Source organism: Streptomyces sp. CG4 (assembly GCF_041080655.1).
Taxonomy (GTDB): domain Bacteria; phylum Actinomycetota; class Actinomycetes; order Streptomycetales; family Streptomycetaceae; genus Streptomyces.
This window is the reverse complement of sequence record NZ_CP163525.1, coordinates 1721563-1734951: the sequence shown is the minus strand read 5'-3', so window position 1 is coordinate 1734951 and position 13389 is coordinate 1721563. Positions and strand designations below refer to the sequence as shown.

The window sequence follows — 13389 nt, the reverse complement described above, 5'->3', positions numbered from 1 at the left end:
GCGAGCGGCGGCTCGTGATCGGCGGCCGTCTTCCGGCGAGTTGGACAGCACCCACTGCACGGGGCTGAGCTCTCGCGCATCCACCTCCACGCCCGGCCTGGAGACGTCGTGGGAACGGAGGGGCTCGCCGTCATCGGCGGCGCGAGCCGCCGGCGGTCCCCGTCGTACGGCCCCTGTGTCGTCTGTGGCGGCTGTGTCGTCGGCCTTTGTGCGGCGGTGGCCGGGAGCACAATGAGTTCATGACGGGTCGCTGGCAGTTCTGGATCGACCGAGGCGGTACCTTCACCGATGTCGTGGCGGTGACGCCGAAGGCCGGGGTGGTCAGCCGCAAGCTGCTGTCCGAGCGCCCGGAGGCGTACCGGGACGCGGCGGTCGCCGGGATCCGGCAGGTGCTGGAACTGGCGGCGGACGAGCCGATCCCGGCCGACCGGATCGAGGTGGTGAAGATGGGCACCACCGTCGCCACCAACGCGCTGCTGACCCACACCGGTGAGCCGACCGTCCTGGTCACCACCCGGGGTTTCGGGGACGCCCTGCGCATCGCGTACCAGAACCGGCCGCACATCTTCGACCGCCGGATCCTGGTCCCGCGGGCCCTGTACGACCGGGTGATCGAGGTGGGGGAGAGGATCGGTGCACACGGCGAGCCGGTCCGCCCGCTCGACCTGGACGCCGCCCGCGAGGCGCTGCGGGATGCGTACGAGGAAGGCTTCCGTAGCGCCGCGGTCGTCTTTCTGCACGGCTATCGTCACCCCGGCCATGAGGACGCCGTCGCCGAGGCCGCCCGCGCGATCGGCTTTTCGCAGGTCAGCTGCTCACACGAGGTGAGCCCGCTGATCAAGCTGGTGCCGCGCGGTGACACCACGGTGGTGGACGCCTACCTCTCGCCCATCCTGCGCCGCTACGTCGACCAGGTGGCGGGCGAACTGCACGGCGTGCGGCTGATGTTCATGCAGTCCGGGGGCGGTCTGCGCGAGGCCGGGCACTTCCGGGGCAAGGACGCCGTGCTGTCCGGTCCGGCCGGCGGTGTCGTCGGCATGGCGCGGGCCGCGACCCGGGCCGGCTGCGACCGGGCGATCGGGTTCGACATGGGCGGCACCTCGACCGACGTGTCGCACTTCGCGGGCGAGATCGAGCGGGTGCTGGGCACGCAGGTGGCCGGGGTGCGGATGACCGCGCCGATGACCGACATCCACACCGTCGCCGCGGGCGGCGGCTCGGTCCTGCACTTCGACGGCATGCGCTACCGCGTCGGGCCCGACTCGGCCGGCGCGGACCCCGGCCCGGTCTGCTACCGGCGGGGCGGGCCGCTGACCGTCACCGACGCCAACGTCATGCTCGGCCGCATCCAACCCGCCTTCTTCCCCCGGGTGTTCGGCAAGGCGGGTGACCAGACCCTGGACGACGAAACGGTCCGCGCCCGCTTCACCGAACTGGCCGGGCAGACCGCCACCGCCACCGGCGAGCGCCGCAGCCCGGAGGAGGTCGCGGCGGGCTTCCTCGACATCGCCGTCCTCAACATCGCGGGCGCCGTCAAGAAGATCTCCGTCCAGCGCGGCCGGGACATCACCCGCTACGCGCTGGTCGGCTTCGGCGGCGCGGGCGGCCAGGTGGCGTGCCCGGTCGCCGACCGGCTCGGCATCGACACCGTCCTCGTCCCGCCGCTGGCAGGGGTGCTGTCCGCGTACGGCTCCGGCATGGCCGACGCCGTCGCGCTGCGCGAACGCTCCGTCGAGGCCCCGCTCGACGCGGCGGAGACGGCCGCGCGCCTCACGGCCGTACGCACCGGACTGGAGGAACAGGCCCGCGCACAACTACGCGAGGACGGAGTGCCGCAGGAGACCGTGCGCACCACCGCTCGTGCGCTGCTGCGCTACGAGGGCACCGATTTCTCCCTGCCCGTCGCGTTGGATACGGCGGACCGCATGCGGGCCGCGTTCGAGCGCGACCACCGGGACCGCTACGGCTTCACCATGACCAAGCCCCTGGTCGTCGAGGCCGTCGCCATCGAGGCAACCGGCTCCTCCGGCCCCACCACCGCCGACACGGTGACCGCCTTGCCGCCGCGGCACGGCCCGCTGCGCCCGGCCGCCACGGTGGAGATGTTCACACAGGGCCGCCGGCAGCCCACCTGCTTGTTCCGCCGCGAGGACCTCCGCCCCGGCGACACCGTCGACGGCCCGGCGATCATCGCCGAACCGGACGCGACCACCGTCGTCGACCCCGACTGGCAAGCCACCGCCGACACCCACGGCGACCTCCTCCTGGCCCGCTCCCGGCCCCGCCCGTCCCGCGTCGCGGTCGGCACCAGCGTCGACCCGGTGATGCTGGAGGTCTTCAACAACCTCTTCATGTCCGTCGCCGAGCAGATGGGCGTCCGGCTGCAGAGCACCGCCCACTCGGTCAACATCAAGGAACGCCTGGACTTCTCCTGCGCCCTGTTCGACCCGGACGGCAACCTCATCGCCAACGCGCCCCACATCCCCGTCCACCTGGGCTCGATGGGCGAGTCCATCAAGGAGGTGCTGCGCCGCAACACCGGCTCGCTGCGGCCCGGCGACGTCTACGCCATCAACGACCCGTACCACGGCGGCACCCACCTGCCCGACATCACCGTCGTCACCCCGGTCTTCGACGAACCGGGCGAACATCTCCTCTTCCTCGTCGCCTCGCGCGGCCACCACGCCGAGATCGGCGGCATCAGCCCCGGATCCATGCCCGCCTTCAGCACCACCATCGACGAGGAAGGCGTCCTGTTCGACAACTGGCTGCTGGTGCGCGAGGGCCGGTTCCGCGAGACCGAGACCCGCGACCTGCTGACGACCGCCCGCTACCCGTCGCGCGACCCGGACACCAACCTCGCCGACCTGCGCGCCCAGATCGCCGCCAACAACAAGGGGATCCACGAACTGCGCGCAATGATCGACCAGTTCGGGCTCGATGTCGTCCACGCCTACATGCGGCACGTCCAGGACAACGCCGAGGAATCCGTGCGCCGCATCATCGCCACCCTGCACGACGGCGACCACCGCTACGAGACGGACAACGGCGCCATCCTCCAGGTCGCCCTGCGCGTCGACCACGAAACCCGCAGCGCCGTACTGGACTTCACCGGTACCTCACCCCAACAGCCCGGCAACACCAACGCCCCCACATCCGTCGTGATGGCCGCCGTGCTGTACGTCTTCCGCACCCTGGTCGCCGACGACATCCCCCTCAACAGCGGCTGCCTGAAGCCCCTGGACGTCCGCATCCCCGACGGCTGCATGCTCGCCCCCGTCCACCCGGCCGCCACCGTCGCCGGGAACGTCGAGACCTCCCAGGCCGTCACCGGCGCCCTGTACGCCGTGCTGGGCGCCCAGGCCGAGGGCTCCGGCACCATGAACAACCTCTCCTTCGGCAACGACCACGTGCAGTACTACGAGACCATCGCCTCCGGCTCCGGCGCGGGCGACGGCTTCGACGGCGCGGACGCCGTACAGACGCACATGACCAACTCCCGCCTCACCGACCCCGAGATCCTGGAGTGGCGCTACCCGGTACGGGTGGAGGACTTCCGTATCCGCGAGGGCAGCGGGGGCGCGGGCCGCTGGCACGGCGGGTGCGGTGTGGAGCGCAGGATCCGTTTCCTGGAACCGATGACCGTCGCGGTCGTCTCCGGCCACCGCCGTGTCCCGCCCTACGGCATGGCCGGCGGCCGCCCCGGCGCCCTCGGCGAGAACCTCGTAGAACACACCGACGGCACCACCACGCCCCTGCGCGGATACGACACGGCAGACGTCGCCCCCGAAGACGTCCTCGTCATTCGCACCCCCGGCGGCGGCGGATACGGCCGAACCGAGGAGACGGCGCGGCGGCACAGCACCCCCGGCTGATCGGCGCACCGGGCACAGGCCCGCGCGCTGGAGCGTGGACTTCAGCCCAGGTCGGTGCCGTACCCCGGCGCGCCGAGGTGCTCGGCGAGCCGGAAGAGCGCGGGCAGCGCGTCCGCGATCGCCGCGCGATCACTGTCGTCGAGGGCTTCGAGGGCGTCGAGGGCGGTGTCCATGCGGCGTTCGTGGGCCCTGGTCCAGGCGGCGAGCTTCTCGCGGCCGGTATCGGTGAGCGTGACGACACAGGCCCGGTGATCGAGGGGGCTGACGTCACGTGCGACCAGCCCGGCCGCGATTATCCGGCCGATCAGTCCGCTGACCGTGCTGGGTGCCAGGCGCCGATGGGCGGTCAGATCGCTGATGTGGGCGGGAGAGTGCTCACCCAGTACCTGCAACAGCTCGACCTGGGCCATGGGAAGGGCTGTCAGCACCCGCCGATGGGAGTTGCTCCGCGCCGTTCCGGCGCACCGATGCCGTCATTCCCCGCAGAGTGACTCCCGCTGGGCGATGCGCCGGCGCCGACGGGATCCGGCGCGACGGGCTTCGTGCGTGCCGGGCCGGACGGGGTGCGCAGCCACACCGTGCGCGCGGCGAGGGAGCCCAGCGCGAGGGAGACCAGGTGGCCGACGTCGGCCAGTTCCTGGTCGTACAGCAGGGCGGCCGTCAGCACCGTGGCGAGCAGCGGCAGGCCGTAGCGGCGCAGCCGGCCGGCGGCGAGGGCGAGCAGGCAGGCGGCGGTCGTCACCAGGCCGTAGCTGATGCCCACGTCACGGGTCCGGGTGGGCACGCCGGGCAGATGGACGACGTGCATCAGCCACAGGACGCCCTCGGTGAGGAGCGTCGCGGTGAGGTGGCCGAAGACGAACACTCCGCACGCGCGCAGCGTGCCCCAGCGCCATTCGGCACATCCCAGGACCCCGGCCACTGCGGTGATACCGACCAGGGCGGGGACACCGTCGACCACCAGACCGCTGGTGAACAGGGTCCACCACTTGCCGACATCCAGGTGATGGACGTTGCTGCTGTTGTGGCGCACGAAACGGGCGCGCTCTGCCACCGGTTGCCCCTTGAGCCACCATGCCGTGAGCAGCAGGGCCGTCACGTACACGGCGGTGCCCGGCAGCCGCCGCCTCAACGTCTCCACAGCCCTCATTCTCATCCGTTTCCTGCATATTCGATCAGTTCTCGTCGCCCATGCTCGGGCGCGCACGGGCGATGTGCCCGGCCTTCCCGGGAAGAGACCGTCCGCCGCCTTGCCCGGTTCCGAAGGCGGCCAACATGAGAGGAGTTCTCACCAAGCGATGCTGTACTTCCCTCGTCACGACCAGTGGTTCGACGCACGGGAAGGATTTCGCCTGGTGGAACGCCGGATGGAGGAACCTGCGCGGGTGTCGGGCGGTAGCGGCGCCGGTCGCGTCATGATCAGTCGGCGTGGGGCGTTGGCCGCGATGGCGGCGGCCGCACCCGCGGTCCTTGCGGGCTGCGGGGGCAAGCACGCGCGCAAAGCCGCGTCCGACCCCGCCGGCGCGCCGGTTTCCGGAGTCTCGATCGCAGACAACACCACCATCATGGTCATCCGGCACGGGGAGAAGCCCGGCACCCACGCATCCGGCAGCGACGAGAGCGGCCGTCCGGACGCCAAGTCCCTCACCCGACGCGGCTGGGAACGGGCCGGGGCACTGCCGGCGCTGTTCGCCCCGCCGAAGGGCCAGGCCCTGAAACCCGGCATCGTGCGCCCGCGTACGATCTACGCCGCCGCCGACCAGGGCCCGCTCGCCGGCGCCCACCGGATGCGGGAGACCGTGACACCGCTCGCCTGGCACCTGGGCATCACACCGGACACCACCTTTGCCGAGTCCCAGGAAGCCGCACTGGCCAAGGCCGCGCTTTCTGCTCCCCAACCGGTCCTGATCTGCTGGGAGCATTCGCGCATCCCGGCCATCGTCAACGCCCTTGGCGCCTCGAACAGCGGCGTGCCCGCGGCGTGGCCGAACCGCTTCGACCTCGTGTGGGTTTTCACCCGCACCCACGGCTCCTGGGCCTTCCGCCAAGTCGGTCAGCACCTGCTCTCCGGCGACGCCTGAGACGCCCACGCCGCAGCCGCCCCGGCCAGGCTGACCGGCCTGCAGGGCCGTCCAAGGAGACCCAGCATGCTGGGCGGGGCCTACTCCGAGGGTTCACGCAGGCGCACGGCGAGGGCCGCGATGTCGTCGTCAAGGCGTCCTCTGCTGTAGCGGAGGAGGTCGCGGTGGAGAGCGCTGAGCAGCTCGCGGGGCGGCGTCGGGGGCTGTCGGCGCATCCAGGCCGCCAGCGGAAAGAACTCGCCGTCGTGGGCGCGGGCCTCGGCGACCCCGTCGGTATAGAGAAGCAGCAGGTCGCCGGGGGCGAAGTCGAAGGTGTCGACGCTGTAGTGATCGCCGATCAGCTCCGCGAGGTTGAGCAGGGGAGAGGGGGTGGTGGGCTCGAGGGCACGGAGTTTCCCGCGGTTCAGGAGCAGCGGCGGGGGGTGTCCGCAGTTGAGGATGCCGATACGCCTCCCCCCGTGCGGGATCTCGACGAGAAGGGCGGTGGCGAAGCGCTCCATCGGTCCCTCGGGGGGAAACGCGGCGTTGTAGCGGGTGCTGCTGGCGTCCAGCCGGCGCGCGACGCTGACCATGTCGGCCTCGCCGTAGGCCGCCTCCCGGAAGGCGTTGACGATCGCCGCGGCCGCCCCCACTGCCGGCAGGCCCTTGCCCCGCACGTCACCGATGAGCAGCCTGACCCCGTATCGCGTGTCGACCACCTCGTAGAAGTCCCCGCCGATACGGGCCTCCGCCGCGGCGGCGAGATACAGCGACTCGATCTCGACGCTCCCGAAGCGGCGCGGCATGGGACTCAGCACCACCTGCTGTGCCGCATCGGCGACGAGCCGCACCTGAAAGAGGGTCCGCTCCCGCTGGAGCCGGACATGACTTCCGTACGCGGCCGCCACGGTGACCGCGATGATCCCCGCAGCCGTCCACCACGTCCCCAGACCGGGGAACACGATGCTGAGGCCGATCATCAGGAAGAGGCAGACCGTCCCCAGCAGGACGGTGGGGAGCACCGGCCACATGGCGGCGGCGAGGGCCGGTGCCGCGGGCAGGAGGCGGCTGAAGGCCATTTCTGGGGGAGTGGAGTACGCCAGGCTGGCGATGACGCCGGTCAGGATGACCGGCGACAGCCGCACAAGTCTCCCCTGGCCGTGGCGACGACGGAGCCGCGGCCGTCCAGAATCGATCACACTTCACAGAATATCTACGCAATGAGGGCATAGCGCTCTGGCGGGTCGGAGTCGGCCGTCTGCCCGGACCGACCGGCCGGCTTTGGCTTCCAACGGCGTATCGAGAAGCTGGAAGGTCACCCGGCCGGAGCGCCGGAGGATTGGTGCGCCGTCACCGGGCCTGGCTGAGCGCGGGGAGGGGCTGTTCGGTCCAGATGGACTTGCCGGTGCGGGTGTGGCGGGTGCCCCAGCGCTCGCAGAGTGCGGAGATGAGCTGCAGGCCGCGGCCGCCCTCGTCGGTGGCGCAGGTGTGGCGAATGTGCGGCGTGGTCGGGCTGGCGTCGGAGACCTCGCAGATCAGTGCGCGGCTGCGGAGCATGCGCAGCCGGATGGGGCCGCAGGCGTGCCGGACGACGTTGCCGACCAGCTCGCTGACCAGGAGTTCGGTGGTCGTGATCAGGTCCTCGTCGGCCAGGCCCCAGTCGCTGAGCTGGGCGCGGACCAGTTCGCGGGCCTGGCCCGCCGCCACCGGGTCCTCGGGCAACGGCCACTCGGCGACGTTCTCCGCGTCCAGCGGGTGGGTGCGGGCCAGCAGCAGGGCGGCGTCATCGCTCAGCGCGCCATGGGCGGGGAGGAGGGCGGAGGTGAGGGAGGCGCAGAGGGCGTCCAGGTCGGACGCGTCCGCCGGGGAGGACGGGGAGGCCGGGGAGGCCGGGGAGGCCGGGGTCGGCATGGCGGTCACGGACTGGGAGAGGAACTCGGCGAGGCGGTTCATGCCGGTGGTGACATCCCTGTCCTTGCTCTCGACCAGGCCGTCGCTGTAGAGGGCGAGCAGGCTGTCGGCGGGCAGTACGGTCTCAAGGGTTTCGAAGGGGGGAGCGGCCACCCCCAGCGGCGGGTCCGGGGTCATGGGCAGGAAGGTGACGGTGCCGTCGGGGTGGGCCACCGCCGGGGGCGGCTGACCGGCGCTGGCGTACGACAGACGCCGGCTCACCGGGTCGTAGACGCCGTACAGGCAGGTTGCGAAGGCATCGGTGCCCAGCTCGCCGACGATGTCGTTGAGGTGGCCGAGGATTTCGTCCGGCGGCAGCTCCAGTTCCGAGAGGGTGCGGACGGCCGTGCGGAGCCCGCCCATGGTGGCCGCCTCGGCCATGCCGTGGCCCATGACGTCGCCGATCACGAGCGCCACCCGCGCCGCGGAGAGCGGGATCACGTCGTACCAGTCGCCGCCGACGTCGGCTCCCTGCTTGGCCGGATGGTAGCGCGCCGCCGTCGTCACCTCGGGCAGCTTGGGCAGTGCCTGCGGCAGCAGGCTGTGCTGGAGCGTACGGGCCCGGGTCGTCGCCTCGTCGTAGAGCCCGGCCCGCTCCAGAGCCTGCGCGATCAGTCCGCTGAGCGCGGTCAGCAGTGTCCGTTCGACATCGTCCAGCACCCGCGGCCGGCCGAAGGAGAGCACCGCCGCGCCGATCTCGCGCCCCGACACCGCCAGCGGCAGAAAGGCCCACGCCTGCTTGCCGCCCTCCCGGATCAGGGTCTCGGTCCCCGGGTAGCTCTTCACGAACTCCTCCGGGGAGGAGATGCAGAGGGGGGCGCGGGCGCGCAGGGCGCCCCCCACCGGGTTCGCGGTGTCCCCCACGGCCCACTGCCCGTCCAGCAGCCGGGTGAAGCGCTCCGAATACCCCCGGGAGCCGACCACGGTCAGCCGGTCGCCGACCGCGCCGAGCATGATGAGTCCGGTGGCCCCCAGGGGTGTCATCACGCCGTCGGCCACCGCCGCCATCACGTCCTGGGCCGTGACAGTCTCGGCCAGCTCCCGCGTGATCCGCTGCACCAGGGCCGCCCGCTCCGCGGCCGCCCGCTCCGCCGCGGCCCGCTCGGCCTCGCGCAGATGCCGCTCGGTGGTGTCCGTGATGTAGAGCGTGAGGCCTTCCGGCACCGGCACCAGCCGCAGGTGGTACCAGGACGTCCCGTCCGGCCCCGGTACGTCGAATCCGGCCGGCCGGCCCTCGGCCGCCGTGGCCCGGCACCGTTGCTCCAGCCCCGGCACGGCACGCACTGCCGGAACGTTCCAGAGCAGCTCTCCGGCCACATCGCCCGCGGCGCCGAAGAGCTGCTCGGCGGCCTGATTGAGAAACCCTATGCGCCAGTCCGGGTCCAGGGAGACGAAGCCGTCGCTCATGTGGCGCAGCGCCCGCCCCACCGACTCGGCGGCGGCGTGCGTCTCGCTGCTGTCCCGGAGGGTGCCGATCACCTTGACCGGCGCGCCCTCCTCGTCCGTGATCGTCCGGGCACAGGCCTCGATCCAGAGGTATGTGCCGTCCAGGCGCCGGATCCGGTACTCGTTCTGGAAGCCGCCGCGCAGCTGGATGCCCGTGTCGAAGCCGGCTACCGCCGCCGGCAGGTCGTCCGGGTGGATCAGCGCTGCCCACGCCTCGATACCGCCGTACATCACGTCCGGATCGACGCCGGCCAGCACCTCCTCGACGGGTCCGTCGGCGGTCAGCTCGCCGGTGCGCAGGTCCCAGGTGTACGTGATGGAGGGCACCCCCTCTACGTCCCACGGGGAGGTTTCCCGCGATCCTGGCCCGTTTTCCAGGGCGCGCAGCAGGGTGGGGGACGGATTGAGGATCCCGGACGACCTGAGCCTTCCGGACATCCACGCCGCCACCTCGTTCAGAAACGCGTGCTCCGCCGGGCCGGGCTCGGCGCCCGGGGCGAAGAGGACGGAGAGCGCGCCGCGTCGCCGGCCACGGCCCGGAATGGGGACAGCCAGGTGACCGATGCCGGCGGGGAGTCCGGAAGGCCACAGGGCGGCGGGGTCCCGGCCGGGTACCGGGTCGGGTGGGGCCAGGTCGGGCCGCCAGGTGACGGTGTTGTTGCGGGCGGCCCTGCCGGGCGGCGCCGTGCCCCGGACCGGGATGATCAGCCAGGGCCGGGTCATCGACTCCGGCAGGCCGCTGTCGGCGACCAGATAGAGGACGCCGCTCATGCCGCCGCCCGGAAGATGCACCATGCCGCCCAGGCCGTTCACCTCGGCCACCGCCTGCTGGAGCGCGGTCAGCAGCACTTCGACATCGCGCCGGTCCTCGTGCACGGCGTCGAGCAGCCGCATCCGTATGCGGTGTCGCCCCGAGGGCGGCACGGTCGGTATGGTCCGCAGTCCCTGAGCCTGGTGCGGCGGGCGGGGAGCACGGGGCGTGGCCGAGTCGATGTCGTGCGCATCGCTGCCTCTGGTATCCACCACGGCCGACTGTCGCCTCCGCTCATCGCTCGGCTACTCGCTGGGCTGGATGCGATCGGATGCGGACCGTAGTGATCTACATCCGTCGTACCCATCCTCATCCGAATGAATTTAGGCGATTTAACCTGCCCTGGCAGATTTTCGCAATGAATCAACTGTATGTGGCGTTAGCTCACTCTCTGTTGCCCTGTTGCCGCCGATGGAATGGCCACAGGTGCGGCGCGGGTGCCAGGGGCCGGACGCAGACCCGTTCGCTACCTGACCGTCAACTCTCCTGCGGTGGCGGACGGTTCGCCCTGTCAGTGAATGCGGGTGTGTCCCACCCGCCGTGAGGGGGGGAAGGGACACACCCGGTGTGTGCTGTCGCGGGAACGGGACGTCAGTGGCGTGTGGCGGACTTGGCGGTGTAGGGGGCCGCGGCGTGCTGGGCGGCGTACAGGAGGGCGGGTTCGATCTTCGGCCAGAAGTAGCTGTCCTGGCAGGAGTACGCGGGTGTGAAGCCGTCGCAGCCCGCGCCGTCGCTGTCGCCGATCTCGATGGTGAAGCTGGCCAGGCCGAGCTTGTCGTAGGCCCAGTCGTCGGTTCCGCCGGAGGCGTTGTAGAGGATCTCGCCCGCCTGGCCGTACTGGTAGCCGGTCTGTGAGGCCATGTGGGCGGCCAGCGCGCGCAGGGCGGCGTCGTTACCGGTGTGCACGGTGGCGTCGTACTCCCAGGGGAAGAGCACCATACTGGCGTCGCTGTGCAGGGTGATCATCATGCCCTTGGCGGTCGACGGCGCGGGGTCGGTGTTGCCGGTGCCGGTGCGCACCGCGGGGAACAGCTCGCGGAAGAGGTTCTCCAGAGCGGTGTTCTCCACCTCGGAGTCGCTCGCGGGACCGCCGTACGTCTGGTCGCAGGACGCGTGGGAGGTGCCGGCGGCACCCCAGTGGGTGCCGGCGTTGCGGTTGAGGTCGACGCCGATCTGGCTGTAGGCGCTCACCCCGCACTGGGAGCCGTGCGCGTCGTCGGCGTTCTTGCGCTGCAGGACGGGATTGTCGCCGCCTGCCGCAACCATGTCGACGCCGTCGGGGTTGGCGTCGGGCACCACCCACATCTCGGTGGTGTCCATCAGCTTGGTGATCGCCGAGTCCTTGCCGTAGCCGCTGGTCAGCGCGTCGATCCAGCGCCACGACATCTCACCCGTCGTCAGTTCGCGGGCATGGATCTGACTCATCAGGAAGAACCGCGGCTTGGCCGAGTTCGGGCTGAGTGCGCAGTCGCCCGCCCGGATCTTCGTGATGCATATCGCCTTGAGGTCGCGGCCGCCCTTCCCTTTCTGCTTGAGCCATGACTGGCCGTACGTCACGACCTTCGCGAGGTCGGGGTGTTGGGACGCAGCGTCGTTCATGTGGGAGTACTGAGCGGTGACCGTGTGGTAGCCGCCGTCGTAGGTGTCGCCCACGGCGTGGGGCGCCACGGCGGGGGAGGGGACTGCCTCGGTCAGTGTGGTGACGACGGCGGGGCTGAAGCCGAGCCGTCGCAGTCCGGTCGCGGTCGACGTGTCGCCGGAGACGAACAGACTGTTGCCCTGCCGTTTCTCCAGCAGGTCGTATCCGGAGTCGACGAGCCGCTCGGCGTCCGTGCGCGGATTGCGCGTGGGCACGCGGTAGATGACGACCGTACGGTACCCACCGTGGGCGCGGCCGTGGCCGTGGCCGGGGGCGGTGGCGCGGCCCGCTGCGGCGTCCATGCCGGTGCTGGCATGCGCCAGTTGTGGCAGCAGGGCGGCGGCGAGTATGACGGTACCGGCGGTCAGGCCCGCCAGGCGTTTGTGTGCCATGGAGGTGACCTTTCGTGGGGGATGGTCCTCCTCAATATGGCATGTCCATGATGTAAGTGGTATGGGTCGTACGGTACGAGCGGGTCCTCCTGACCGCCGGCTCGGACCGCGGCGATGCTGTTTCGGCAGACCGGGTCGGTTCGGCTCGTCACGTGCGACCGGGGGCAGGCCGTGCGGGCCGAGCCGGAAGGCCTGCGGGTGCTGAAGTCGGGCACCGGCGCGGGCGCGACGAAGAGCCGAAGCGATCCTGGTGGACGGAGGGCAGCGTGCCCAGGCCGCGGATGTCGGGCTCGCGGTGCCGGGGGATCACCGGAAGGATCCCGTGCCCGCGTATGCTCTCGCCGGTCGACGTCGCTGTCGTGGGCGTCGTCGCCGAGCAGGGCCTCGGGCGCGTCTTCCCGTGCCGTCCGGCGCAGTTCGCCGAAGGCGGGCGTCGGGTTCTGGACGGCGGGGTCGTCCCACCCGGTCGGCCATGGGCGGGACACCGTCCGCGCCGACCTGCTGCGCGCCCGCCGGTTCGGCCGTCGACGGTGGCCTGTGGGACGGTCCGCGCTCTGTGCGACGGACTCCCAGGGTGCTCCCCGAGGGCGGCTCCTGACTCTCCCGGGATGAGCTCCAACTCCTGGCGATGGCACCGCTGTTGCCTGCTCGCCGACAGGCCGTCAGCCCCGACGAGGCCATCGCCCTCTCGACGACGCCCGACGTCCAACGTCCGATGCCCAACGCACGATGCGCGACGCACGACGAACGCCTGGCGGTCGGCGGACGCTGCGCGCAGCGCGGTCCGCGCCGGTGGCGCGGCGCGGACGGCTCAGTGTCGGCGGCCGTGGCCGAAGGCCCGGCGGATGAGGCGGACCACGAACCAGACCACCAGGGCGATGAAGAGGATGACGAGGATGACGAGGACCAGCAGGAAGATGCCGAGCTTCTTGAAGAAGCCGCTCTTCTTCTTGGTCCTCGTGGTGTGGAGCCGAGCCGATGAGGCGTGATGCCGGGACGTGTGGTGACGGAGGCTGACGTCGGAGGCGGTGCCCGGTGACGCGTGCCCGGTGCGTACGGTGGTGACGGCTGCCGTCGTCGTCCCGTGCTGCGCGTCGGTCGCGGCGGCCGCCGGGGTCACCGTCAGGCCCAGTCCGAGCAGGAGTGTCAGGAGCGTCAGGAGCAGCGCGGACAAGCGGCTCTTCGGGTTGTGGCGGTTTGTGGTGGTCATGTGCAA

General features: G+C 71.3%; 8 protein-coding genes. 2 read left to right on the top strand and 6 right to left on the bottom strand.

Annotated features, from left to right (window positions below; all coding sequences use genetic code 11):
• The first annotated feature begins 239 nt into the window (after nt 1-239).
• Nucleotides 240-3875 (top strand): hydantoinase B/oxoprolinase family protein, encoded by a 3636-nt coding sequence (locus AB5L52_RS08030; protein ID WP_369363118.1) that lies wholly within the window; start codon nt 240-242, stop codon nt 3873-3875.
• A 41-nt stretch (nt 3876-3916) separates the two neighbouring features.
• On the opposite strand, the gene AB5L52_RS08025 is transcribed toward AB5L52_RS08030, so the two are convergent.
• Together AB5L52_RS08025 and AB5L52_RS08020 are read right to left on the bottom strand one after the other, a co-directional pair.
• Nucleotides 3917-4303, bottom strand: coding sequence for a MarR family winged helix-turn-helix transcriptional regulator (locus tag AB5L52_RS08025; protein WP_369363117.1), 387 nt, complete (start codon nt 4301-4303; stop codon nt 3917-3919).
• Nucleotides 4297-5016, bottom strand: coding sequence for a rhomboid-like protein (locus tag AB5L52_RS08020; RefSeq protein ID WP_369363116.1), 720 nt, complete (start codon nt 5014-5016; stop codon nt 4297-4299). Before AB5L52_RS08020 ends, AB5L52_RS08025 begins: the two co-directional genes overlap by 7 nt.
• 274 nt (nt 5017-5290) lie before the next feature.
• Between AB5L52_RS08020 and AB5L52_RS08015 the strand changes: the two genes are divergently transcribed.
• Nucleotides 5291-5956, top strand: coding sequence for a hypothetical protein (locus AB5L52_RS08015; RefSeq protein WP_369363115.1), 666 nt, complete (start codon nt 5291-5293; stop codon nt 5954-5956).
• Nucleotides 5957-6036: 80 nt separating this feature from the next.
• Here the strand turns inward: AB5L52_RS08015 and AB5L52_RS08010 are convergent, their stop codons facing one another.
• From AB5L52_RS08010 to AB5L52_RS07995, 4 genes are all read right to left on the bottom strand, one after another.
• Nucleotides 6037-7080: a PP2C family protein-serine/threonine phosphatase gene (locus AB5L52_RS08010; protein ID WP_351025022.1), complete on the bottom strand. Its 1044-nt coding sequence runs from the start codon at nt 7078-7080 to the stop codon at nt 6037-6039.
• Nucleotides 7081-7285: 205 nt separating this feature from the next.
• Nucleotides 7286-10225 carry a SpoIIE family protein phosphatase gene (locus AB5L52_RS08005; protein ID WP_369363114.1) on the bottom strand — a complete coding sequence of 980 codons (2940 nt, stop codon included), beginning with the start codon at nt 10223-10225 and terminating at the stop codon, nt 7286-7288.
• A 508-nt stretch (nt 10226-10733) separates the two neighbouring features.
• Entirely contained in the window at nt 10734-12173 is a 1440-nt protein-coding gene (locus AB5L52_RS08000) for a M14 family zinc carboxypeptidase (protein ID WP_351025027.1), read from the bottom strand.
• An 811-nt stretch (nt 12174-12984) separates the two neighbouring features.
• The gene (locus AB5L52_RS07995; protein WP_351025029.1) at nt 12985-13383 is read right to left on the bottom strand and encodes a hypothetical protein; all 399 of its coding nucleotides are present in this window, start codon (nt 13381-13383) and stop codon (nt 12985-12987) included.
• Nucleotides 13384-13389: the final 6 nt, after the last annotated feature.

Excerpts from the sequence above, each read along its gene's own strand:
- AB5L52_RS08030 (WP_369363118.1), top strand. The coding sequence starts at position 240 with ATGACGGGTCGCTGGCAGTTCTGGATCGACCGAGGCGGTACCTTCACC.
- AB5L52_RS08015 (WP_369363115.1), top strand. The coding sequence starts at position 5,291 with ATGATCAGTCGGCGTGGGGCGTTGGCCGCGATGGCGGCGGCCGCACCC.
- AB5L52_RS08005 (WP_369363114.1), bottom strand. The coding sequence starts at position 10,225 with ATGCGGCTGCTCGACGCCGTGCACGAGGACCGGCGCGATGTCGAAGTG.
- AB5L52_RS08000 (WP_351025027.1), bottom strand. The coding sequence starts at position 12,173 with ATGGCACACAAACGCCTGGCGGGCCTGACCGCCGGTACCGTCATACTC.
- AB5L52_RS07995 (WP_351025029.1), bottom strand. The coding sequence starts at position 13,383 with ATGACCACCACAAACCGCCACAACCCGAAGAGCCGCTTGTCCGCGCTG.